This window comes from Tepidiforma sp., assembly GCF_034433535.1.
In the GTDB taxonomy this organism is placed as follows: domain Bacteria; phylum Chloroflexota; class Dehalococcoidia; order Tepidiformales; family Tepidiformaceae; genus Tepidiforma.
Map to the genome: position 1 here is coordinate 51,734 of NZ_DAOUAO010000122.1, position 22,389 is coordinate 74,122.

Below are 22,389 nucleotides of genomic sequence, written 5' to 3' on the forward strand. Positions count from 1 at the left end.
TACCGGTCCGGGGCAGCCCCAAACAAACGACAGACCCTGGAGCTTCGATGCCACAGTTCCTGCCCTTCCGCGGGCTCCGCTACACCAACGCTGCCGGCCCGCTCGATGACCTGCTCGCCCCCCCGTATGACGTGATCGGCCCGGCGATGCAGCGGACCCTCGCGAACCGCAACCCGCACAACGCCGTCCACCTCGAGCTGGCCGAAGGCGGCGAGGAGCGGTACGAGCGGGTGGCGCGGCTGGTCGAAGACTGGATTGCGCGCGGCGTGCTGGCGCGCGACGAACGCCCGCAGCTGTATGTCTACGAGCAGGAGTTCATCGAAGGCGGGCACGTGTTCACGCGGCGGGCGGTGATGGCGGCCGTGGAGGCGCAGCCGTGGGAGGAAGGCGCGGTCAAGCCGCACGAGTTCACCATGTCGGGGCCGAAGGAGGACCGCCTGAAGCTGCTGCAGGCGACGGGCATCCAGTTCAGCCCGGTGTTCTGCATCGCGCGGGACCGGGCCGGGCAGCTGCGGCAATTCATCGAACGGACCATCGCGGAACAGCCGCCGACTGCCATCGCGACGAGCCTCGAGGGTGACCACCACCGCTTCTGGGCCGTGGAGGCAGGGAGGTATGAAATGCGGCAGCTGGCGCCGCTCCTCGCCGAGTCGTTCTACATCGCCGATGGGCACCATCGCTACGAGACGGCAGTGAACTACCGCAACTGGCGGCTCGCGAAGGAACAGCTGCCGCCCGACCACCCGGCCCGCTTCACGATGGCGGCGATCGTCGCGGCGGATGACCCCGGGCTGGTGCTGCGCCCGATTCACCGGCTGGTGCCGCGGCCGGCGCCGGCCGACTGGCGGGATCGCCTCGGTGGGGCATTCGACATCGAGCATGTGAAACTCGCCGGCGACCGTGCAGAGCAGCGGGCGGAGATTCTCGCGCTGCTCGAGTCCTGCGATACCGTCGCGTTCGAACTCGAGCCGCGCCAGGTGCATGCGCTGCGCCGCAAACCCGGGGTGCCGCTTGCCGGCTCGCCGCCCGCCGGGCATTCGGACCAGTGGCTCGGCATTCCGCCGAACCTGCTGCGCTACGGAGTGCTCGAGCCGCTCTGGGGCATCAGCGACGAGGACCTGCGCGCCGGGGCCGTGGAGTACACGCACGACCTGGAGGACGTGTTCGACTTCCTCGACCGGCACCCGGGCGCGTCGACGGCGTTGCTGCTGAACCCGGTGACGGTGCAGGACGTGATGCGCCTCGCCGACCAGGGCGAGCGCATGCCCCAGAAGTCGACGTTCTTTCACCCGAAACTGGGCACGGGACTGGTGTTCTACCCGCTCAATCCGTAGTCGCGGCGGCCTCGCCGGGTGCGGGGTCGGCTTCATCGGCCTGGAACAGGTAGCCGATCCCCGGGAGCGTGCGGATGACCGCCGGGTTGGCCGGGTCGTCTTCGATTTTTGCCCGGAGCCTCGAGACCCAGACGCGCAGGTACTGCAGGTCGTCCCGGTATTCGGGGCCCCAGACCCGGGTAAGAAGCTCCGGGGCATGGATGACCCGGCCGGCGCTTGCCGCCAGCTCCTGGAGCAGCTGCCACTCCGTGCGGGTAAGCGGAAGCGGGTGCCCGTCCTTCTCGGCGAGGCGCCGCTCCAGGTCGACGGACAGGCTCCCCGCGCGGACGATGCGGGGTCCTTCCGGGGGACGGGTGCGCCGGAGCACCGCCCGGATGCGGGCCGCGAGCTCGTCGGGGTGGAACGGCTTGACGACGTAGTCATCGGCGCCAAGTTCGAGCCCGCGGACCTTTTCGCGGGGACTGTCGCGGGCGGTGAGGAGGATGACCGGGACCGGCGACCGTTCACGCAGCTGACGGAGGAGGTCGAGCCCGGAGACGCCAGGCATCATTACGTCGAGCAGCACCGCATCGGGTCGCTGCTCGGCGAAGACGCGAAGCGCATCACGTGCGCTGGCCGCAGTGAGGATGCGGAATCCTCGCCCGGCGAGCTCCATTTCGAGCACCCGGACGACCGCGGGCTCATCGTCGACAACCAGCAGCACAGGTTCAGAGGTCATCGTGCACCTCCGGTTCCGGGAATCGGGGAAGGACGAACGTAACCGCGAGGCCGCCGCCCTCCCGGAGCCCGGCGGTGATAGTTCCGCCCATTGCTTCGACCAGTCGGCGGCAAACGGCCAGGCCGAGACCGGCACCCGTGGTGTTCTGGGCGGTGGCGGGCGACCGGTAGAAGCGCTCGAAGATCCTGTTCAGCTCGTCCGGGGCGACACCGGGCCCGCGGTCGGCGACGGTTACCGCCACACCATCGGGCACCTCGTGCAGGCTGACTTCGATGGGACCACCCGGAGGGCCGTAGCGGGCCGCGTTGTGGACCAGGTTGCGAAGGATGTGCTCCACCGCGACCGGGTCGGCGGAAACGGGCGGGAGGGTTTCGTCCCCGCGGACCTCGAGGCGGCAGGAGTTGCCGGGGTCGAGCCCCGCGCAGAGACGCGGAATGAGCCTCTGGAGGAGCACCGGCTCGGACGTGGCCAGGGCGTCGAGTTCGGCGCGCGAGAGTGCGAGGAGGTCCTGGAGCATGCGAGCGAGCCGAAGGGATTCGCGCTCGAGGTCGGCCAGGACGGCATCGGCGGCCGGGTCGAGCCGGGAACCGTGATGGTCGCGCAGGTAGCGGACGCCGCCCTGGATGACGGTCACCGGGGTGCGCAACTCGTGCGACATGACGCCGAGGAACTCGTCCTTGGCGTCGTTCGCGCGGCGGGCGTCCGCGTAGAGGCGGGCGTTTTCGATGGCCAGGCCGACCCGTGTTCCAAGCTGCCGCGCGATCACCAGGTCCGCGCCATGGAACGGCGCGGAGGGGGCAAATCGGAGGAAGGCCATGGCGCCGAAGACCTGGCGCCCGGATTCGACGGGGACGACGATCGCGGAGCGCGGCTGGCATGGTCCGCCTTCGCCGCCGGGCAGGAGGCCGAAGAGGCGGCGCAACGTTGCCGGTTCGGCAGCGCCGACAAACCAGGCGACCCCGTCGTTGGCTGCGGCCGACATCGCGTGAGGGAGCCCGCCCGAGAGGTCGACCGCGAGCAGCCCGGCGACCACGTCGCTGACCTCGGGGGTTTCGAACGCCTCGGCCACCCGCCGGGTGGTGCGGCCGTCACGGAGGTCGACCAGGCAGGCCCCGGCGAACTCCGGCACCAGGCGCCGGGCCAGCGCCGGGAGCGTTTCGGATGGGTCGAGGCTGGCGTTGAGCGCCAGGCCGGCATCGGCCAGGAGCTGGAGCGAGTAATTCGCCCGCCGGAGTTCATGCTCGCTGCGGACGGCGGCCTGGTAGAGCCCGGCAATGGCCGCCTCGCGGTTCAGCTGGCGACGGAGGAGGCTGCGCAGGCGCCCACCGAAGAGCGCGAACAGGCCTCCTTCGATGAGGAAGGCGGCTCCCGCTACGAGGTCCCCGGCTGCGAGGTCGAAGCCGGTTCGTTCGCCGATAAAGAAGTAGTTGGCGATGAGCACCGAAAGTGTTGCCGCGACGAGCGCGGGGCCCGCACCCGCGAAGATGGCGGCTGCAGCCACCGCTCCGAGAAAAATGAACAGGGTGGGCGCGAGGCCGCCGACAGCGAGGTCGAGCGCTGCCCTCAGCCCGGCGGCCGCAGCGACGGTGGCAACCGCGAGGGCGTAGCCGCGGGCGCGCTGGGGCTGGTCGCGCTCAGCGACCCAGCGGAGCAGGCCCTGCAGCCGCTGCGGCGGCACTACCAGCGGCCCGGGGACGGCGGACAGGCGCTCGCCCGAAGGCTGGCCGGCCTGCGGGGCAGTCATCTCAGGGTCCCGTCATGCGGCGGTAGTCGAACAGCCGGTCGAGTTCGCGCTCGCTGAGGCCAAGCTCGCGACGGGCGGCCTCGCGGATGGTCAGGCCCTCGGCGAGAGCGATGTTCACCAGGGCCGCCGCCCGCTCGTAGCCAATCTCGAGCGCGAGCGGGGTCGCCACGGCGAGGCCCTGCTCGACCATGGCCGGACCGCGGTCGGTGGCGCGGATGCCGGCGATGCACTTCTCGGCGAAGACCCCGGCAGCCGCCCCGAGGAGCTCGATGGACTCCAGCAGGGCGCTGCCGGCCACCGGGAGCATGGTGTTCAGCTCGAAGAATCCCCACTGACCCGACATCGCGATGGTGGCATCGTTGCCAACCACCCGCGCCGCGACCTGGATCACGGCCTCGGGGATCACCGGGTTCACCTTCCCGGGCATGATGCTGCTGCCCGGCTGGAGGGCGGGCAGCTCGATTTCGCCGAGCCCGGCCCGGGGCCCGCTCGCCATCAGGCGGAGGTCGTTCGCGACCTTGACGAGCGCGATGGCGCACGTGCGGAGGTGGCCGCTGGCCTCCACGATGGGGTCGATGGCGGCCTGGGCCTGGAAGTGGTTGCTGGTTTCGACCAGCTGGACGCGGGCGATCTCGGAGACGGCAGCAAGGACCCGGCCGGCGAATTCCGGGTGTGTGTTGAGCCCGGTGCCGACGGCGGTGCCGCCCAGCGGGACCTCGCGCAGGGCTTCGCCTGCCGCGGTGACCCTGCGGCGCGTGCGTTCGACCTGGCCCGCATAGCCGCGGAACTCCTGGCCGAGGCGGATGGGCACGGCGTCCATGAGGTGGGTCCGGCCGGTCTTGACAATGCCGTCGAACTCGGCGGCCTTCGCCTGGAGGACGGCTTCGAGCCGGTACAGCGCTGGGAGCAGGTGCTCGCGAATCCGCTGGACGGCGGCGAGATGGATGGCCGTCGGGATGACGTCGTTCGACGATTGCCCGCGGTTGACGTGGTCGTTCGGGTGCACCGGGCGGTAGACGCCGCGGGGGCCGCCGCCGAGCAGCTCGTTGGCGCGGTTGGCGATGACCTCGTTGGCGTTCATGTTCGTCGAGGTGCCGGAGCCAGTCTGGTAGATGTCGACCGGGAACTGGTCATCCCAGCGACCTTCGACGACCTCCCTTGCGGCGGTGATGATGGCCTCGGCGAGGGCGGGGTCGAGCAGGCCGAGGTCGCGGTTCGCGCGGGCTGCCCCGAGCTTGAGCAGGGCGAGGGCGCGGATGATAGGCAGCGGCATGCGCTGGCCGGAGATGGGGAAGTTCTGCACCGCCCGCGCGGTGTCGATGCCGTAGAGCGCATCGGCGGGAACGGGGAATTCGCCGAGGGCGTCATGTTCGATGCGGGTGGTTTCGCTCATGCGGGTCACTGTACCAGCCGGCGGCGGTGCAATGGGAACGATTGCCGAGGTTGAACCGCGGAGGGCGTGGGCATAGACTGGCGATGCTGGGGGGTGGTTAGCTCAGATGGTTAGAGCGCGTCGTTCACACCGACGAGGTCACTGGTTCGAGTCCAGTACCGCCCACCATCTTCGATTTCGGTTGAACGGGCAGCCCGGGGGACCGATAATCGGTGCAGTGCCGAAGTGGCGGAATGGCAGACGCGCTACGTTCAGGGCGTAGTGCCCGTATGGGCGTGTGAGTTCAAATCTCACCTTCGGCACCACTTGCGCCCGTAGCTCAGGGGATAGAGTGTTGGGTTGCGGACCCAAAGGTCGGAGGTTCGAATCCTCCCGGGCGTACCATGTGACACCATGATGTGACGGCCGCTGCATGGCGGCCGTCGCGCGTTACCGGGGCAGGTCGCGGTGCGGTCCTCTCAGCTCCGGGTCACTGATGACCTGGTTCTCCGGCGGGCTCCCGGCCCTGCATGATGCGCACCGCGTCGCGCAGCGTACGCGGGATCTCGCGCCAGTGCCAGGCCAGGAGTGCGATGCACAGGGCGGTGTAGGCAAGACCGTAGAGGACGCGGGCGTGCTCGTTCGTGATGAACAGCTGGGTGGCGAAGAGGGCGAAAAGCGCAGCCGCCTCGAGACGCGACATGCGCAGGTTGGCGAAGACGGCAATAGCGAAGGCGCTCTGGGCCGCGGTCAGGAAGATTTCATCGCGCTGGCGCGCATCGAGGGGAAGGCCGAGCGTCCACCCAAAGTCCCCGGCGGATACGAGGAACGCGACCGGCAGGGTGCCGATGAGCAGGGTCCACTGGTTGACCTTCGACGAGATGAGGACGCCCATCCCGGCCGCGGCGCGGCCCCGCCAGGCGAGCAGGCAGGCGACCAGCACCTCGGGTGATTCGGAAGCGAGCGGGGCCAGCCACTGGATGAGGAAGAACTCGGAGATGCCGAGCTGTTCGCCCATGTGCACGAGCGACTCGGCGAACGGCTCGGCGCAGGTGAAGATTGCGGCGGCGCTGAAGGCCAGGAGCAGGACGACCACCACCCGCCGGCGCGACGGCAGCAGCGAACCAATCGCCCGGGCCGGGCCGACGAGCTCCACCTCTTCGCTCTCGACCCGTGAGGTGAAGAACATGTACATGAGGAACAGCGACACCAGCACGATGGTGTCGATGACGGTGATGTGGGAGCGGAGCGGGATGAAGATGACGTAGGCCGTGGCGATAGCCAGGAAGGTGAGCTCGAGCGAACGCTGCCGCTCGACCACGAGCTCTTTGAGGCGGGTCCGGTAGGCGAAGAGGAAGAAGACGATCGGCCAGCCGAGACCGATCAGGAGCCGGTTCCCTCCCGTCATGTTGGCCACCGCCAGGCCCCGTTCGGCCTCGGCCGGGTCGGCGCCGGCGTTCCACGCCAGGATGAAGTCGACCGCGTATTCAGGAAGGACGGCGATGATGGCGATGATGGCCAGGGCGAGGCCCTGGGAGATGTCCATCTCGGCGGTTTCTGCGCCCCAGCTCAGCAGGAACGCAGCCGCGAGGATCGCCAGGCCGAAGACGGCCGCGCCCGCCACGGCGGGCGGGTGGTAGCCGGCAAGACGGAAGGTCATCCCGGGGAGACAGGCGGCAGCGGTCGCGCCAATGAGCAGCCAGCTGCGGTTACTGTGCGGCATCGGGGTGTATCCCCCGGGCGGCGCTTGGGGTGGAGGGCGCGGTCATTCGTAAAAGGGGATGGGTTCGGCGTTGTCCCAGTAGTTTTCGAGTTTCCCTTCCGGCAGGCCGCGCGCCGGGTAGAAGCGGCCCTTGTGCAGCTGGTCGACCATGTGCTCCTGGCTGAGGAGCTCTTCTTCGAACACGGCAGTGAAGTAGCCGATGCCCTGGGTGCTGTGGGCATCGGAACCGCCCGTGCCGGGTTTGCCGAGGACCTTCGCGACCTGCAAGGCGAAGTAGTTTTCGCGCGGGGTGTTACAGCCGTTCAGGACCTCGATGGCGTCGACCAGCTGGAAGACCGGGAGGCGCGCGGCCTCTTCCGGCGACAGCCGGAAGGGCTCCTTGCCCTCGCGCTTGAAGTGGACGGGGTCGAAGAAGTGGCGGAAGGGATGGGCCACGATGAGGAACGCGCCCTGCTCATCCGCGATTTCCCGCAGCTTCTCCAGGCGGCGGATGCCCGGCGCATAGCCTTTGAGGCCGATGGCCAGGATGTGCCCCATATCGGTGGAGACTTCCATGCCGTTTGAGACGAAGATGCCCTCGTGCTTCTTACGAAAGGGGCCGAGGTCCCACGACTCCCACATGCGGTCGTGCTCGGTGATGTTGACGCCGGTAAGGCCGACGCGGCGCGCCTCGGCAATGAGGTCATCGGGGTCCAGCATGGAGTCGGAAGCGCCCCTGGTGGTGTGCAGGTGCATGTCAATGATGGTGCCCGGCACGCGGCGCCCTCCGGAAACTTGTTCGGATTTTCACGAGTGGCAGGGAGTATATCACCGCTCCCCCAGAAGGGGCATCGCCCAGCCGAAGAGCCCGACGAAGGAGACCGACATCGAAAGCCAGAGCCACCAGAGCCGGCGCGAGATGAGCCACAGGACCGGGACCGGCAGCCAGGCGAGGGCGGCCATGAGCAGCAGCCACGGGCCGCTGGGCGAACCGAGCGCGGGCTGCATGTCTGCGAAGTCTCCCAGGATGTAGAGGGATGCGAGGATCAGCCCGAGCATGGTCCAGATGACGCCGGTGCCAATGGAGATGGGCACCGCGAGCAGGGCGCCGGGCACTTCCGGGTCGAAGATCCGCTGCACGTGCTTCTGGAGCGCAGGCTGAACGGCGATGTAGGTAAGGGCGAAGGTCGAGAGGATGGCCATGGCATACCCGGCCGCCCAGCCGGCGATGATGGTGTTGATGGTCATGGCGCGGTGCTGGTCACGATGACGTCTGCGGCGAGGCCGGCCGCCCGTTCGGCAACGGCAGGCCCGGAGCCGGGGGGCCCGAGCCAGAAGCAGGTCGGGCCCGCGCCGGTTAGGCAGACCGGTTCGCCGAGCACCGATTCAAGGGTGCGGCCGGCGGCAGCAAGGCCCGGGAACACCTCCTGCGCGGCCGATTCGAGGGCGTTGGCGCCCGCGAGGTCCCGGGTGCGAAGCGAGCCGGAGCAGAGCCGCTGCAGGACGCGCGGCACGGCCGGCGAAGGCAGGGCACCGGATGCGAGAGCGCGAAACACCGCGCCAGTCTTGCCTTCGGGGCTCCGGGCGAGCACGAACAGCACCACGTCGTGCCGGGCAAGCGGCGGAAGCGCGTCGAGCTGTTCGCCGCGGCCGCGGCCCCGGGCGGTCCCCCGCTGGAGGAAGTAGGGGACATCGCTGCCGAGCTGGAGCGCCAGCCCGGGGAGGCGGGGCTCCAGCTCCGGCCAGATGCGGGCAGCCAGCAGAAGGACAGCCGCCGCATCGGACGAGCCCCCTCCGAGCCCTGCGGCCGGCGGGATGTGCTTCTCGAGGCGGATGCGCGCCAGGGGTTCCTTGCCGGCGGCCGCGGCAGCCAGTTCGAACGCCCTCCAGGCGAGGTTGTCGGCCCCGGCGGGAGTCCCGCCGCCGCGCGGGCCGGTCACCTCGATGCCGGGTTCCGCGCCGGGCAGGAGTTGGACCGTATCGGCGAGGGCCAGCTCCTGGAAGATGGTGTCGAGTTCGTGGTAGCCGTCGGGCCGCCGGCCGAGCACGTCGAGGGCGAGGTTGATCTTGGCAGGGGCGCGGATGAGCAGATCCTCAGGCAAGCGCGAGCACCTCAGCGGCGGCAGCCTGGAGCGCCTGCCATTCATCGACCGTGAGGGTTTCGGGGCGCCGGGAGGGTTCGATGCCGGCGCGTTCAAGCGCAGCCCGTGCGCCGCCCGGCGGCAGCCACACGCCGCGCGCGAGGCTGTTGTGAATTTGCTTCCGCGGGTTGCGATAGACCCGGCTCACGAATTCGAAGAAGGCCGGGATCCGGTGCGGAGGGACAAGCGGCTCGGGCCGCATGCGCAGGCGGATGACGGACGACCAGACGGCCGGCGGCGGGTCGAACGCCTCGGGCGGGACATCGAAAAGCTGCTCCGGCTCGGCGTAGACGCGAATGCTCACCGTGTGGAGCGACCACTGCCCGGGCGGAGCGGCGATATCGCGGGCGACCTCGCGCTGGACCATAACGACGAGCTCCAGCGGTGGCCGCGTCTGCTCGAGGACATTGCGGATGATGGGGTTGGCAGCGAAGTACGGGAGGTTGCCGACCGCCACGTACGGGGCATCAGCCGGGAGCAGCGGGGCAAGGTCGATGGTGCGTGCGTCGGCCTCGACGATGGTGAGCCGTTCGTGGCGGCGGAATCGGTTGCGGAGGTGGCCAACCAGGCGGGGCTCGATTTCAAGGGCAATGACCCGATGGCCGGCAGCGAGCAGGGCCTCGGTGAGCTGGCCGGTGCCGGCGCCGATCTCCACCACGACGCCGCCCGGCGGGCCGCTTACGGCCGCGACAATATCGGCGAGGACGCCGGAATCGCGCAGGAAGTGCTGACCGAGCGCCTTTCGCGGGCGCGGGCCGGGCAGGCGTCCGGGTTCGGAGCGGGGCATACGGTGATCGTAGGGTGCGCGGTGGAGGGGGTCGAGCGCCGGGACAATCGGGCGCAGGGACAGAGGGGTAAGGCCGTGCACCTGCTGTCGAACTGGCCCCCGGGCTTGCCCCGCAGCGGCCGGCTCAGACCCGGTTGACTGCGGCACCCGAAGCATTCTCCTTATGGCTGCTTCCTTCCGGACCTGACCAGGTTCGGAGCGCCTCGCCGCGCAGGACCAGGCCCTCAGCGCCGGCTGGAGGGGACAGTCCCCGAAAGCGCAGCCCTCGAGCAGGAATTCGACCCCGCTGTAGCGGATTGCGGGTTCAGGGCACCGCTAGCTCCCCGTCTAGCACGGCCAACCTAACCGTACCGTCGGACTTCGACCGGGGTCAACCGGTGCGTTCGCCGATGTGGATGGCGACGAGCAGGTCGCCCGCATTCACGCGCTGGCCGGCCGACACGGCCACCTGTTCGACCGTCCCGGCAGCCGGTGAGCGCAGCTCGTTGTTCATCTTCATCGATTCGATGACCAGCAGGACATCGCCCTGGGCGACCTCCTGCCCGGCGGCCACCCGGACCTCGACGATGGAGCCGGTCATCGGCGCGGTGATGCGGCGCATCCCGGTCTGGATCTGCTGGGCGGCCTTCTGCGCGAGCTGCGGGCGCCAGCGCTCCACCTGGAAGTCGAAGGCGTGGCGTCCGATGGTGGCCCGGGCGCCGCCCCGGCGACGTTCGAGGTAGAGCTCGGTCGGGTGGTGCTCGGTCATCAGCAGGTAGAGGCGGGAATCGCCGACGCGATGGAGCTCAACGCGGGTCCACTCCTCTTCGCCTTCCCGGCGCACGCGGATGCCGTCCTTGTCGCGTTCCAGCTCGTAGGTCGAAGCGGATTCTTCGGTACGAACTAGAAACTTCTCGGCCATCGGCCCATACCCCCGGGGATGGTCGGCGCATTCGACTGCCGCCGCCAGGCGCTCATGGCGGCGCGGTAGCCATTGGTCGGCTGCTGGCCGTTCTGGCCGTTGGCCTGCTGGTCCGGCTCTTTCTCGGGCGAGGTCACAAACAGCAGGGCTGCGATCTCGGCGAGGCGCTGCTGGTCGGAGAAGTGCTCTTCAGCGAGCACGCGGTTGCGGTCGAGGAAGCCGGTATCGATGTCGCCTTCGATGAAGGCGGGCAGGTCGAGGATCTGCTGGAGGTACGGGATGTTGGTGGCTACGCCGACGACGCGGAATTCGGCGAGGGCGCGCTTCATGCGCTGCCGGGCGCCTTCGCGGTTGCGGCCCCAGGCCGTGACCTTGGCAAGCAGCGAATCGTAGTAGGGCGTCACCTCCATGCCATCGTAGAGGGCGCTTTCGACGCGGATACCGGGGCCCGCAGGTTCGCGCGCGAAGACCACGCGCCCGACGGACGGCAGGAAGTTGTTGAAGGGGTCCTCAGCCACGATGCGGCATTCGATCGCCCAGCCGCGGGTGAGGAGGTCGGCCTCTTCGTAGGGGAGCTCCTCGCCGGCAGCGACGATGATCTGGTCCTTGACGAGGTCGGTGCCGGTGACCATCTCGGTGACCGGGTGCTCCACCTGGAGGCGGGTGTTCATTTCGAGGAAGTAGTGCTGCCCGTCCTCATCGAGGAGGAACTCGACCGTTCCCACGTTATGGTAATTTGCGGCCCGGGCGATGCGGACGGCGGAGCGCGCCAGGGTGCGGCGCAGCTGCGGCCCGACCGCGATCGAGGGGCACTCTTCGATGATTTTCTGGTGGCGCCGCTGGATGGAGCATTCGCGCTCGCCGAGGGGAACGATGTTGCCGATGCGGTCGCCGATCACCTGGACTTCGATGTGGCGAACGCGGCGAAGGTGCTTTTCGACGTAGATAGCAGGGTTGCCGAAGGCAGCCGCGGCTTCTTGCATCGCGCGGGCGGCGGCCTCGGGCAAAGCCGCCGGGGAATCGATGAAGCGGATGCCGCGCCCGCCGCCGCCGGCTGCCGCCTTGATCATCACGGGGTAGCCGATGCGCTCGGCGAAGGCGAGCGCCTCATCGATGGAGGTGATTTCGCCGCTGCCGGGGAGCACGGGGAGGCCGGCCTCGGCGGCAATGCGGCGGGCGGCGATTTTGTCACCGAGCAGGCGCATCGACTGCGGGGACGGGCCGATGAAGGTGAGCCCGGCGGCTTCGCAGGCCTCGGCGAACTCGGCGTTCTCCGCGAGGAAGCCGTAGCCGGGGTGGATGGCATCGGCGCCGCACGATTTTGCGACATCGATGATGCGTTCGACGTTGAGGTAGCTCTGTCGCGCATCGGCGGGGCCGATGAAGTGCGCCTCATCGGCGTAGCGAACGTGCTGCGAAAGGCGGTCGACCTCGGAGTAGACGGCGACCGAGCGGATATCGAGGTCGCGGAGGCCGCGCACGATGCGGAGCGCGATTTCACCGCGGTTGGCGACGAGGACCTTGGAAAACATCGACCGGCGCTTTACTTCTCTTGCAGGAATCGATGGCTGAACAGCATACCGGGAGGCGGCGCGAAGGGCGAACGCCGTGTCGTGTTGGTCGCCACTTCGTGTTGCTTCTACACTAAGCCGGATGGCTGCCCGGGATGCCCTGCAGGAGCGCCAGTACGCCGTGATCGTCATCGGGAGCGGCATCTCGGGGTTGTTCGTGGCGCTCGAGGCGCGGCACCTCGGGCCGGTGCTCGTCCTCACCAAGGGCAGCATCGATGACTGCAACACCCGCTGGGCGCAGGGCGGGATCGCGGCCGCGGTCGGGCCGCTGGATTCGCCCGAGCAGCACCTGGCGGACACGATCGCCGCGGGAGCCGGCCTGGTCGACGAGGAGGCGGCGCGCATCCTGTGCTTCGAAGCGCCGGCGCGCATCCGGGACCTGGTGGCCTACGGGGTCTCGTTCGATTCGCTTGGCGGCGAGGTCGCGCTCGGGCGGGAGGCCGCGCATAGCCGCGCGCGGGTGCTCCACGCAGGCGGCGACCGCACCGGGGCCGAGATCGAGACAGCGCTCTCGCGGGCGGTGCAGGACCCGGCGATCACGGTGCTCGACCACACCCTGGTCACGCGGATTGTCGTCGAACGGGGCATCGCCACCGGCGTGGAAGCGGTCGCGCTCGAGGATGGGCAACGTGAGCAGTACCGGGGCGATGCCGTCGTCATCGCGACCGGGGGCGCCGGCCAGCTCTTTTCGCACACCACGAATCCCGAGGTAGCAACCGGCGACGGGGTGGCGCTCGCGTTCGAAGCCGGGGCAGAGATTGCGGACATCGAGTTCTACCAGTTTCACCCGACCGCGCTGCGGCTCCCCGGGGTGCCGACGTTTCTCATTTCGGAAGCGGTGCGCGGGGAGGGCGCCGTGCTCCGCAACCTGGCGGGCGAGGCGTTCATGCCGCGCTACCACCCGCTCGCGGACCTCGCGCCGCGCGATGTGGTGGCCCGGGCCATCGTGAAGGAGATGCGGCGCGAAGGTGCAGACCACGTGCTGCTGGATTGCACGGGGCTGAAGTCGGTGGACCTGGCGGCGCGCTTCCCGGCGATCTTCGCGCACTGCATGGGCGTCGGTATCGACATGCGGACGCAGCCGATTCCCGTCGCCCCGGCGGCGCACTACCTGATGGGCGGCGTTCGCACCGATACCTGGGGGCGGACGACCATCGCCAGGCTGTACGCCTGCGGCGAGTGCGCCTGCACCGGGGTCCACGGCGCCAACCGGCTGGCCAGCAACTCGCTCATGGAGACGGTGGTTTTTGGCAAGCGCGTGGTGGAGCACATCGCAGGCGGCCGCGGGGGCGCGGCTGCCCCGACGCCCGACCGCGAAGCCCTCGGCCTGCCGGGGACGGCGACGCCCGCGCATGGGGAGCTGCAGCGGATGATGTGGGAGTGCGCGGGGATCGAGCGAGACGCCGCCGGGCTGGCGCGCGGGCTCGCCGCTGTTGCAGGGTGGCCAGCGGCCCCGGAGACCGCCACGACCCGGGTCGATTTCGAGCGCCGGCAGATGACCCTCATGGCCAGCCTGATGCTGGAGGCAGCGCTGCGGCGCACGGAGAGCCGGGGCGGTCACTACCGCAGCGACTACCCGGAGACCGACGATCGGCAGTGGCGCCGCCGGCAGGTGTTCGTGCGTGGTGAGTGACGTGATCGGAGGATTGCCGGAGGAGCTGGTCCTGCGGGCGGTGCGCGCCGCGCTGGAGGAGGACCGCGCATTCGACGACGTGACGACCCTGGCGACCGTCGAGCCCGGGCTGGCGGGCAGGGCGACGCTCCTGGCGAAATCGGACGGCGTGCTCACGGGGCTCGGGGTGGCCGCTGCTGCCTTCCGCATCGTGGACGCGGGTTGCCGGCTCACTCCGCTGGCGAGCGACGGCGAACGGGTTTCGCGGGGGCAGCGGCTTGCGACCGTCGAGGGGCCGGTGCGCGCCATCCTGCAGGCGGAACGGGTGGCGCTGAACTTCCTTCAGCGCATGTCGGGGACGGCGACACTGACGCGCCTCTTCGTGGACGCGGTGGCTGGCACGGGGGCGGTCATCCTCGACACCCGGAAGACGACCCCGGGGCTGCGGGATTTCGAGAAGTACGCGGTGCGCTGCGGCGGCGGAACCAACCACCGCCGCGACCTTGCGGCGATGGCGATGATCAAGGACAACCATCGCGAGGCGCTCGCGCGGGAGGGGAGGACGCTTGCAGACGGGGCGGCGGCTATCCGCGCGGCGCGGCCGGGGGTCGCGGTCGAAATCGAGGTTGATCGGCTGGAACAGCTCGAGGCCGCGCTGGCCGCGAACCCGGAGTGGATCCTGCTGGATAACATGCCGCTCGAGGCGATGCGGGAAGCGGTCCGGGTGGTCGCGGGGCGCGCGAAGCTCGAGGCCTCGGGCGGCGTGACGCTGGAGACGGTGCGGGCAATCGCGGAGACGGGCGTCGATGCCATCTCCGTCGGGGCGCTCACGCACAGCGCACGGGCGCTCGATATCAGCCTCGAGCTGGAGTTTTAGCGCAGGCCGATGCCAGCAAGGAACCCGATCGCCGAGCGGACCCGGTCGTCGGGCTGGTGCTGGTTAATCTCGAGCGTCAGGTGCGAGAGGTGTCCCACGCCGTCGACCACATACGACCAGTCGACGTCGCCGTCGCCGGGAGAGCGGTGGTCACCGATGCCGAGCACATCGTGCAGGTGCGCCCCGATACAGCGGGAGGTCCACCGATTTAGCCACTCGTGCCGGTCGATGAGGCCCAGGCGTCCCAGCACTTCGGCGTGGCCGACATCGTGCCAGTAGCCGGCCTCCGAAGGGTCGAAGCCATCGAGGATGAGCTCGTACTCGGCCGGGTGCGGGATCTCGTGGTAGTGGTACCGGTTTTCGATGCCAATCGCGATGCCGCGGGGCGCAGCCAGCCGGACCAGATCGACGAGGGAGCGGCGCGCAGCTTCGACGTACGGACCCGCCAGTTCGGCCCGCCGGCGAATGAGCTGCACGCGCAGGGCCTCGACCCGCGCGCCGGTACGCTCGCCGGCATCGTAAGCGCGCCGGAGGGCGAGCTCCTCCTCGAACTGGTCCGGCGATGGCCCCACGTGCCCGAGGTGGACGACGACGCGGCGGGCACCGAGGCGGGCCGCCCACTCGATGGAACGGGCTGCTTCCTCCACCGCTGCGCGGCGCTCGTCCTCGTCGGGGCTGGCGAGATTGAGGCTGCTGTTGCCGCGGCCGTTCGCAAGCCGGCGGTAGGGGGCCGGCTGGTGCACCGAGGCGACTGGCAGGATGCCTGCTTCGGCGATTGCGGCCAGCGCAGGCTCGGGCGTGGAGTGGCTGATTTCGATGGCGTCGTAGCCGGCTTCGAGGGCGAAGCGGGCCAGGGAGACACCGTCGGCGAAGCGCTCCTGCTGGGCGAACATGGTGGAGAGCGCCAGCTGCTTCATCGCGAGGCACGCTCCGGGGCGGGAGCCGGCCGGCGAAGCCCGGCCGCCGCCCAGTGACGGGCAGCGAGCAGGCCGAGGGGGGCGAAGAACGCAGCGGCCATGCTGGCGAGCAGCCCGGTTCCGCCGGTGGCGCCGAGGAGCGGCACCGCCAGTCCCGCGACCACCGCCGCGAAGAGGCAGAGCGGGAGATTGATCAGCCCTGCACGGCCGCGGGTGGCCACGCTCCAGCCCAGCCAGGGCAGGAAGCCGAGGACCAGCCAGGCGGCCAGGTAGAGACTGACGAAGATCGCCGTAAACATCTCAGCTCAGCAGCCGCGCGATATCGAAGTAGGTAACGACGAGCACGCCGAAGAGCAGCAGCGCAAAGCCCATGAAGTGAACGAGTGCCTCCTTCTCGGGCGCGATGCGCCGGCCGCCGCGGAGGATTTCGATGACCACGAAAAGCATGCGGCCGCCATCGAGCATCGGGATGGGGAGGGCATTGAAGATGGCAAGGTTCAGGCTGAGGAGGGCGGCCAGTTCGATCAGCGGGCGCCAGCCCTGCTCATCGATGATGTTGCCGGTGGTCTCGGCGATGCCGACCGGGCCGGTGAACGCGGGCTGCCCCTGCGAGAGCGACGCGCCGGACGAGCCCGCCACGAGCACACGAATCTCGTTGACCGTCAGCCGGAACGTCTCGCCCAGGGAGGCGACGGCCTTCGGGAAGGCGACCCAGGGCCAGTCCCAGACCTTCTCGGAGTACGGGTAGAGGAGCTGGCAGTTCGTCGGATTGCCGTCGGCGTCGTACGAGCAAACGGACGGCGCGCCGATGCGGATGCCGGTCGGCCCCTGGCCGGGCGGCGGGTCCCAGCGGGCGTAGACGTAGGCGGTGAGGGTCGAGCCTGCGCGGTTGATCAACCAGCGCTGGGTTTCGCCGAGATTCAGGCGGTTGGCATAGACGAGCTCCGACGGGTTGCGGACCTCCTTCCCTTCGACCTCGAGGACCAGGTCGCCGGGCTGCAGCCCCTGGGCGGGGGTCGACCCATCGCGCATCGTGCCCTCGATGCGGGCCTCGGCGGCGGGCGAGCCGGGCGCCACTTCGACGACCTGGACCATGGTGAGCGCACGTTCGCGTGGGACCATGAAGCCAACCGCCAGCAGGACGACGGCGGTCACCAGGTTCATCACCACGCCGGCGGACATGACCACGAGCCGCTTCCAGGCGGCTTGCGCGGCGAGGCTGCGGGGGTCGCTCGGGTCCTCTTCGCCCAGCAGGCGGACGAACCCGCCGATGGGGAGCCAGTTGAGGGTGTACTCGGTTTCACCGCGGCGGAGGAAGGTCCATGCGCGGGGCGGGAAGCCGATGCCGAATTCGAGCACTTTGATGCCGAACGCCTTGGCGGCGAGGAAGTGGCCGAATTCGTGGATGACGACGAGCACCACGAGCATCGCCAGGAACGGCACGGCGGCCTGAAGCACAGCGAGGGGGTCGAAGGCGAGGAACATCAGGCATGCACCCCGGGAGCGGCGGCAGCGGCGAGGCGGCGCGCCTCGGCGTCGGCGGCGAGGACATCTTCGAGCGAGGGCGAGGGAAGCGGGTCGTGGCGTTCGAGCACGGCCTCGATGAGCGCGGGGATATCGAGGAAGCCGATTTCGCCGCGGAGGAAGCGTTCGACCGCGACCTCATCCGCGGCGGCCATGACCGCCGGCGCGGTGCCTCCCCGCGCGCCGGCCTCCATCGCCAGCCGGAGGCAGGGGAAGCGCTCCAGGTCGGGCCGGGTGAAGTGGAGGGTACCGACGGAGGCGAGGTCGAGCAGCGGCATGGGGGGCTCGGGCATCCGCTCGGGGTAGCTCAGCGCCAGCTGGATGGGAAGGCGCATATCGGGGACGCCGAGCTGGGCTTTGACGCTGCCGTCGCTGAATTCAACGAGGCTGTGCACGATCGACTCGCGGTGGAGGACGACTTCGACCGCGGACATGGGGACATCGAACAGCCATATCGCCTCGATCGTCTCCATGCCCTTGTTCATGAGGGTCGCGGAATCGACGGTGATTTTCCGGCCCATGTTCCAGGTGGGATGCCGCAGGGCCTGCTCGGGGGTCACGGAGGCGAGCTGCTCGCGGGTGAGGTCGCGGAAGGCGCCGCCGCTGGCCGTCAGCAGGATGCGGCGGATGGCGTGCCCTTCTTCGCCCCAGAGGCATTGCCAGATGGCGGAATGCTCGCTATCGACGGGGCGGAGCTCGCCGCCCCCCACTTCAGCCGCTTCCCGGACGAGGTGACCGGCCATGACCAGGACTTCCTTGTTCGCGATGGCGACCGGCTTGCCGGCGCGAAGGGCGGCGAGGGTCGGGAGGAGGCCCGCGGCGCCGGCGGTGGCGACGAGGACGATGTCGACGTCGGGCTGGACCGCGATCTCCTCGGGCGGGAGGGCCAGGCACCGGGCGGTCTCCATCGCGCTCGCAAGGTCCGGGTCGGTGGCTGCGGACGCGGCGTAGCGGGGGCGGAACCCGGCGACCTGGGCCGCGAGGAGGTCGGTGTTCGAACCGCCGGCGAGGGCCGCGACGCTGAACCGGTCGGGCGCGCGGGCGATGACGTCGAGCGCCTGCCGCCCGATGGAGCCGGTCGAGCCGAGGATGGCGACAGAGCGGACGGCGCTCACACAGCGATCGTACGCCCGGGCGCGGGCGTCAGCCAGTCAGCGGCGAAAAGCGGGGATAACCTCCGATGTCCAGGCCTCGAGGGCGTCCCAATCGACGGGCGGGCGGATGGCGATGTTGACGCGGGCGGCGCCGGCCTCGCGGTACTGCCCGACGAGATCGATGGCCTGCTGCGGGAGGCCCAGCACAACGCCCCGGGAGCGCATGGCTTCGGCGGCCGGGCCCCAGGTCTCGCGATACTGGGCCTCGGCTCGCTCTAGGTGGGCGGGCGAAGCGGCGAGGTGGAAGCTCAGGTTCACGGTCCGTTCGATGGAGGCAGGGTCCCGGCCCTCGCGCTCGCACCAGCCATCGAGCACGCCAGAAAGGCGGGCGAATTCGGCCGGCGAAGTGTACGGCGTATTCCAGCCGTCGGCGTAGCGGGCAGCGATGCGGAGGGTTCGTTTCTCGCCGTTGCCGCCGATCCAGATGCGCGGCGCCGGCTGGAGCGGCTTCGGGTTGCAGGCCGCGTTCTCGAGGCGGTAGTAGCGCCCGGCGAAGTCGGAGCGGTCGCGTGTGAGGAGCATCCGAATCAGCTGCGCGCCCTCTTCGAGCATATCGAGCCGTTCGCGAATGGGCGGGAACGGGATGCCGTAGGCGCGGTACTCGGGTTCGTGCCAGCCCGCGCCGAGACCGATCTCGAGGCGCCCGCCGCTGAGGTGGTCGATGGTGGCGAGCGCGTTGGCGAGCACCGCGGGATGGCGGTAGCCCATGCCGAGCACCAGCACGCCCACCCGGACGTTGCGGGTTTCGCAGGCCATTGCGGCCATGCAGGTGGTCGCCTCGAAGCAGGAGCCGTTGCCGTCGACGGGCGGGGCTTCGTAGAAGTGGTCCCAGACGTCGACCCAGTCGAAGCCGGCGGTGTCCGCCCAGTACCAGAGCCGGCGCAGTTCGTCGATGGTGATGTTCTGCTGGCCGATGTGCAGTCCGAAGTTCATGCAGCGCCCCGGGCGGGGATTCTACGCCCCGTCTGCGAAGCGGTCGCGGACCAGCCGGCGCTGGAGCTTGCCGCTCGTGGTTCGGGGAAGCGCGTCGAGCACCAGCCAGCGCCGGGGAAGCTTGTAGCCGGCCAGCCGCGGCCGCAGCCACGCCTCCAGTTCGGACTCTTCGAGGGTCGCCCCCGGCTCAAGAACGAGCGCCGCGGCGACCACCTGCCCCCAGCGGGGGTCGGGCACGCCGACCACCGCCGCCTCACGCACCCCCGGGTGGGCCTCGAGCGCCGCTTCGACCTCGGCGGGGTAGACGTTTTCGCCCCCGGAGACGATGAGGTCGTCACGCCTATCAAGCACGTAGAGGAAGCCGTCGCTGTCGAGGCGGCCGATGTCGCCGGTGTGGAGCCAGCCGTCACGCAGTGCGCGCGCGGTGGCCGAGGGGTCATCGAAGTAGCCGGCAAAGACAGTCGGGCCGGCGACGAGGATTTCGCCTGCTTCGCCGGGGGGCGCATCGATGCGGACCTGGGTCCCGAAGAGCGGCTTGCCGGCGGAGCCGAGGTGCCCGAGCGCATCCGCGGGCACAAGCGTGGTGACCTGGCTCGTCGCTTCCGTTAGCCCGTAGGTCTGGAGGACCGGCAGGCCGCGGGCCGCCGCCTGCTCAAGAAGCTCGCGGCTGACGGGCCCGCCGCCGACCAGCACGGCGCGAACGGTTGGCGGGTAGGGGTCGGGGTCGGCCTCGAGCATGCGCTGCAGCATGGTGGGCACGACCGAGAGCAGCGTGACCGCCTCCGCCCGGAGGGCACCGTTGACCGCGGCGGGGTCGAAGCCGCGGTGGAGCACAACGGTAGTACCCTGGAGGAGCGAACGGGTGAAGATTGAGAGGCCGCCGACATGGCAGAGCGGCATGCAGGCCAGCCAGCGGTCGTGGGGGCTGATGCCGATGTTGAAGGCGGACGCCACGGCGCTGGCGAGAAAGTTTTCGAACGTGAGACGTGCCGCTTTTGGTCGGCCCGTGGTGCCCGAGGTAAACATGAGCACAAAATCGCCGCTCCAGATGCCGGGAGCAGGCCCTGGTTGCCCGTCGAGTGCGTCCGCCAGCGATACCGGTGGGATACCGCAGGCAGCCGCCACCTCGGCCGCAGCGCGGGCGTGGAGGTCATCGTGCAGCAGGAGGCGGGTACCAACCCGGTCGACCTGCCACGATAGCTCCGGCACCGAGAGCCGCCAGTTAAGCGGGACCGCCACCGCGCCGGCGCGGGCGATGCCGAAGAGGGCGGCGGCGTAGGCGGGGTCATTCCCGGCGAGGATGGCCACCCGGTCGCCCGGGGCGACGCCGCCGGCGGCGAGGGTGGCCGACACGGCAGAGGCGAGCGCGTCCAGCTCTCGGAAGGTCCAGACCCGCCCGTCGGATTCGAGCGCCGGGTGACCCGGGAGGACGAAGGCCCGGTGAGCCAGCCAATCGAAGGGCGGGACGGTCACCCGACGCCCCCCGGGACGTGCTCGGGAGGAGAACCGCCAGCGGCTGCCACGGTCGCCATGGCCGGCCAGATACCGCCGGCGGAGATTGCGAGCCAGCCCCGGGACGGGAGCGGAACGCCCGAAGCGGGGTCATCGAGCACGGCGAGACCCGTGGAGAGCCCGCATGCCGCCAGGGGGTCGTGCAGGCAGGCGGCGAGCTCCATCGCCGCGGTCAGCCCGACGCCGGATTCGAAGGCGCCCGTGACGATGCAGGGCAGCCCGGCATCACCGGCGATGGCCACGATTTCGGCCGCGGCGAGCAGTCCAACGAGCGAGGGCTTGACCACGAGGGCATCGCAGGCGCTGGCGGCGATGGCTGCGGCGGCAGCAGCAGGCGCGTCGCACGATTCGTCAAGGGCGACGGCGATCCCCGACTCGCGGCGGAATTCGGCCATCCAGGGGAGTTCTGCGCCGCCGGCGGGGGCAAATGGCTGCTCGATGAGCGCAACGCCCGCGGCGCGGAGGTCGGGGAGCAGGTCGGCCGCGGTTTGCGGCGTCCAGGCGCCGTTGGCATCGAGGCGGAGTTCCCAGTCGGACCCGAGCTGCGTGCGAAGCGTCCGCAGAAGCGCGCGGTCACGGTCAGGGTCGGCGCCCACTTTGACTTTGAGCACGGCGAAGCCCGCAGCGAGCGCAGCCCGGGCCTGCTCGAGCGCTTCGCCCGGGTCGGGGCGGTCGACGAGGGCGTTCACCGGGACGGCCGGTCGGCGCGGGCGGCCGGGGAGCAGGAGAGCGCCCGGCGGCTGGCCGAGCTGACGCGCGCGGGGCATCGTCACGGCGCCCTCGAGCGCTGCCCGGGCAGGCCCGGGGAAGTCGAGCCGGGGCAGTTCGAATCGGCACCACTCCCAGGCCTCGTCGAGGGCCAGGCCGACGAGCCGCTGCGCCGCGGGCGCCAGTTGGTCGAGGCAGTCCGCGAGCGGTGCGGAGAGGCCGGGAAGCGGCGCACAGTCGCCGAGGCCGGGGCCCGCGGGCGTGTCGACGGCGAGGATGGCGCCGTCGCGGGTGCCGAATTCGCCGCGGGCATCGGCGTGGGGCGCGCGCAGCCGCAGCCGATAGGGGCGAATGGCGGCGCCAGTGATGCGGGTCACGGCCGGCGGGGGTACTTCGCAAAGTCGGAGTAGGCGGGCTCGCGCTTCTCGAGGAAGGCGTTGCGGCCCTCCTTTGCCTCGTCGGTCATGTAGAAGAGCATGTTCGCGTTGTGGGCGAGCTCGGTGATGCCGACCATGCCGTCGAGTTCCGCGTTGAACGCCGACTTGAGCATGCGGATGGCCAGCGGGCTCATGCGAAGGATCTGCTTCGCCCAGCGAACGCCTTCGGCTTCGAGCTCTTCGAGCGGAACGACGGCATTGACGAGGCCCATCTGGAGCGCTTCCTGCGCGTCGTACTGGCGGCAGAGGTACCAGATTTCGCGCGCCTTCTTCTGCCCGACGTTGCGGGCGAGCTGAATCGCGCCGAAGCCGCCATCGAAGCTGCCGACCTTCGGGCCGGTCTGGCCGAAGCGGGCGTTCTCGGCCGCGATGGTGAGGTCGCAGATCACGTGCAGGACGTGGCCGCCGCCGATGGCCCAGCCGGCCACGAGTGCGATGACGGGCT

Annotated in this window: 21 protein-coding genes, 3 tRNA genes and 1 other RNA gene; 6 read left to right on the top strand and 19 right to left on the bottom strand. The window is 70.1% G+C overall.

Going from position 1 to position 22,389, the window contains the following annotated elements; all coding sequences use genetic code 11:
* Positions 1 to 47 precede the first annotated feature (47 nt).
* Positions 48 to 1,334, top strand: a complete 1,287-nt coding sequence (locus VAE46_RS06760) for a DUF1015 domain-containing protein (RefSeq protein ID WP_322796162.1) — start codon at positions 48 to 50, stop codon at positions 1,332 to 1,334.
* On the opposite strand, the gene VAE46_RS06765 is transcribed toward VAE46_RS06760, so the two are convergent.
* From VAE46_RS06765 to VAE46_RS06775, 3 genes are read right to left on the bottom strand one after another with little or no spacing between them, the layout of a single operon-like run.
* On the bottom strand, positions 1,324 to 2,052 hold the full coding sequence (locus VAE46_RS06765; protein ID WP_322796163.1) for a response regulator transcription factor: 729 nt from the start codon (positions 2,050 to 2,052) through the stop codon (positions 1,324 to 1,326). The genes VAE46_RS06760 and VAE46_RS06765 overlap by 11 nt on opposite strands.
* Positions 2,042 to 3,796 carry a sensor histidine kinase gene (locus tag VAE46_RS06770; RefSeq protein ID WP_322796164.1) on the bottom strand — a complete coding sequence of 585 codons (1,755 nt, stop codon included), beginning with the start codon at positions 3,794 to 3,796 and terminating at the stop codon, positions 2,042 to 2,044. The genes VAE46_RS06765 and VAE46_RS06770 overlap by 11 nt, the downstream gene beginning before the upstream one ends.
* Position 3,797: 1 nt before the next feature.
* Positions 3,798 to 5,189, bottom strand: a complete 1,392-nt coding sequence (locus VAE46_RS06775; RefSeq protein ID WP_322796165.1) for a class II fumarate hydratase — start codon at positions 5,187 to 5,189, stop codon at positions 3,798 to 3,800.
* 91 nt (positions 5,190 to 5,280) lie between these two features.
* Here VAE46_RS06775 and VAE46_RS06780 point away from each other — a divergent pair.
* The 3 genes from VAE46_RS06780 (at position 5,281) to VAE46_RS06790 (ending at position 5,573) form a co-directional block, all read left to right on the top strand.
* Positions 5,281 to 5,357 (top strand) — tRNA-Val (locus VAE46_RS06780).
* A gap of 51 nt (positions 5,358 to 5,408) precedes the next feature.
* Positions 5,409 to 5,494 (top strand) — tRNA-Leu (locus tag VAE46_RS06785).
* Between the two features lie 3 nt (positions 5,495 to 5,497).
* Positions 5,498 to 5,573: transfer RNA gene (locus VAE46_RS06790), tRNA-Arg, on the top strand.
* Positions 5,574 to 5,658: 85 nt separating this feature from the next.
* Here the strand turns inward: VAE46_RS06790 and VAE46_RS06795 are convergent.
* The 8 genes from VAE46_RS06795 to VAE46_RS06830 form a co-directional block, all read right to left on the bottom strand.
* Entirely contained in the window at positions 5,659 to 6,891 is a 1,233-nt protein-coding gene (locus VAE46_RS06795; protein ID WP_322796166.1) for a hypothetical protein, read from the bottom strand.
* 42 nt (positions 6,892 to 6,933) lie between these two features.
* Positions 6,934 to 7,647, bottom strand: coding sequence for a CehA/McbA family metallohydrolase (locus VAE46_RS06800; RefSeq protein WP_322796167.1), 714 nt, complete (start codon positions 7,645 to 7,647; stop codon positions 6,934 to 6,936).
* A 51-nt stretch (positions 7,648 to 7,698) separates the two neighbouring features.
* On the bottom strand, positions 7,699 to 8,118 hold the full coding sequence (locus VAE46_RS06805; protein ID WP_322796168.1) for a hypothetical protein: 420 nt from the start codon (positions 8,116 to 8,118) through the stop codon (positions 7,699 to 7,701).
* Positions 8,115 to 8,972, bottom strand: a complete 858-nt coding sequence (ispE, locus tag VAE46_RS06810) for a 4-(cytidine 5'-diphospho)-2-C-methyl-D-erythritol kinase (RefSeq protein WP_322796169.1) — start codon at positions 8,970 to 8,972, stop codon at positions 8,115 to 8,117. Before ispE ends, VAE46_RS06805 begins: the two co-directional genes overlap by 4 nt.
* Positions 8,965 to 9,798, bottom strand: coding sequence for a 16S rRNA (adenine(1518)-N(6)/adenine(1519)-N(6))-dimethyltransferase RsmA (rsmA, locus tag VAE46_RS06815; protein ID WP_322796170.1), 834 nt, complete (start codon positions 9,796 to 9,798; stop codon positions 8,965 to 8,967). Before rsmA ends, ispE begins: the two co-directional genes overlap by 8 nt.
* Positions 9,799 to 9,871: 73 nt before the next feature.
* An RNA gene (ffs, locus tag VAE46_RS06820) (signal recognition particle sRNA large type) lies at positions 9,872 to 10,134 on the bottom strand.
* A gap of 34 nt (positions 10,135 to 10,168) precedes the next feature.
* A complete protein-coding gene (locus VAE46_RS06825) occupies positions 10,169 to 10,699 on the bottom strand; it encodes an acetyl-CoA carboxylase biotin carboxyl carrier protein subunit (protein WP_322796171.1) in 531 nt (176 codons plus the stop codon).
* Positions 10,681 to 12,231 carry an acetyl-CoA carboxylase biotin carboxylase subunit gene (locus VAE46_RS06830; protein ID WP_322796172.1) on the bottom strand — a complete coding sequence of 517 codons (1,551 nt, stop codon included), beginning with the start codon at positions 12,229 to 12,231 and terminating at the stop codon, positions 10,681 to 10,683. Before VAE46_RS06830 ends, VAE46_RS06825 begins: the two co-directional genes overlap by 19 nt.
* Before the next feature lie 121 nt (positions 12,232 to 12,352).
* Here VAE46_RS06830 and VAE46_RS06835 point away from each other — a divergent pair, with 121 nt between their 5' ends.
* Entirely contained in the window at positions 12,353 to 13,903 is a 1,551-nt protein-coding gene (locus tag VAE46_RS06835; protein WP_322796173.1) for an L-aspartate oxidase, read from the top strand.
* The gene (nadC, locus tag VAE46_RS06840; RefSeq protein ID WP_322796174.1) at positions 13,896 to 14,759 is read left to right on the top strand and encodes a carboxylating nicotinate-nucleotide diphosphorylase; all 864 of its coding nucleotides are present in this window, start codon (positions 13,896 to 13,898) and stop codon (positions 14,757 to 14,759) included. Before VAE46_RS06835 ends, nadC begins: the two co-directional genes overlap by 8 nt.
* On the opposite strand, the gene VAE46_RS06845 is transcribed toward nadC, so the two are convergent.
* The 8 genes from VAE46_RS06845 to VAE46_RS06880 all read right to left on the bottom strand — a co-directional run.
* Positions 14,756 to 15,676, bottom strand: a complete 921-nt coding sequence (locus VAE46_RS06845) for a sugar phosphate isomerase/epimerase (RefSeq protein ID WP_322796175.1) — start codon at positions 15,674 to 15,676, stop codon at positions 14,756 to 14,758. The genes nadC and VAE46_RS06845 overlap by 4 nt on opposite strands.
* The gene (locus tag VAE46_RS06850) at positions 15,673 to 15,975 is read right to left on the bottom strand and encodes a hypothetical protein (protein WP_322796176.1); all 303 of its coding nucleotides are present in this window, start codon (positions 15,973 to 15,975) and stop codon (positions 15,673 to 15,675) included. Before VAE46_RS06850 ends, VAE46_RS06845 begins: the two co-directional genes overlap by 4 nt.
* 1 nt (position 15,976) lies before the next feature.
* On the bottom strand, positions 15,977 to 17,161 hold the full coding sequence (locus VAE46_RS06855) for a M50 family metallopeptidase (protein WP_322796177.1): 1,185 nt from the start codon (positions 17,159 to 17,161) through the stop codon (positions 15,977 to 15,979).
* Positions 17,161 to 18,315, bottom strand: coding sequence for a 1-deoxy-D-xylulose-5-phosphate reductoisomerase (locus VAE46_RS06860; RefSeq protein ID WP_322796178.1), 1,155 nt, complete (start codon positions 18,313 to 18,315; stop codon positions 17,161 to 17,163). The genes VAE46_RS06855 and VAE46_RS06860 overlap by 1 nt, the downstream gene beginning before the upstream one ends.
* 36 nt (positions 18,316 to 18,351) lie before the next feature.
* A complete protein-coding gene (locus VAE46_RS06865; RefSeq protein WP_322796179.1) occupies positions 18,352 to 19,287 on the bottom strand; it encodes a TIGR03560 family F420-dependent LLM class oxidoreductase in 936 nt (311 codons plus the stop codon).
* 21 nt (positions 19,288 to 19,308) lie between these two features.
* Positions 19,309 to 20,760 (bottom strand): o-succinylbenzoate--CoA ligase, encoded by a 1,452-nt coding sequence (gene menE, locus VAE46_RS06870; RefSeq protein ID WP_322796180.1) that lies wholly within the window; start codon positions 20,758 to 20,760, stop codon positions 19,309 to 19,311.
* Positions 20,757 to 21,884 carry a mandelate racemase/muconate lactonizing enzyme family protein gene (locus VAE46_RS06875; protein ID WP_322796181.1) on the bottom strand — a complete coding sequence of 376 codons (1,128 nt, stop codon included), beginning with the start codon at positions 21,882 to 21,884 and terminating at the stop codon, positions 20,757 to 20,759. Before VAE46_RS06875 ends, menE begins: the two co-directional genes overlap by 4 nt.
* A partial coding sequence (locus tag VAE46_RS06880; RefSeq protein WP_322796182.1) for an enoyl-CoA hydratase-related protein occupies positions 21,881 to 22,389 on the bottom strand: 509 nt, incomplete at its 5' end. The genes VAE46_RS06880 and VAE46_RS06875, both read right to left, overlap by 4 nt.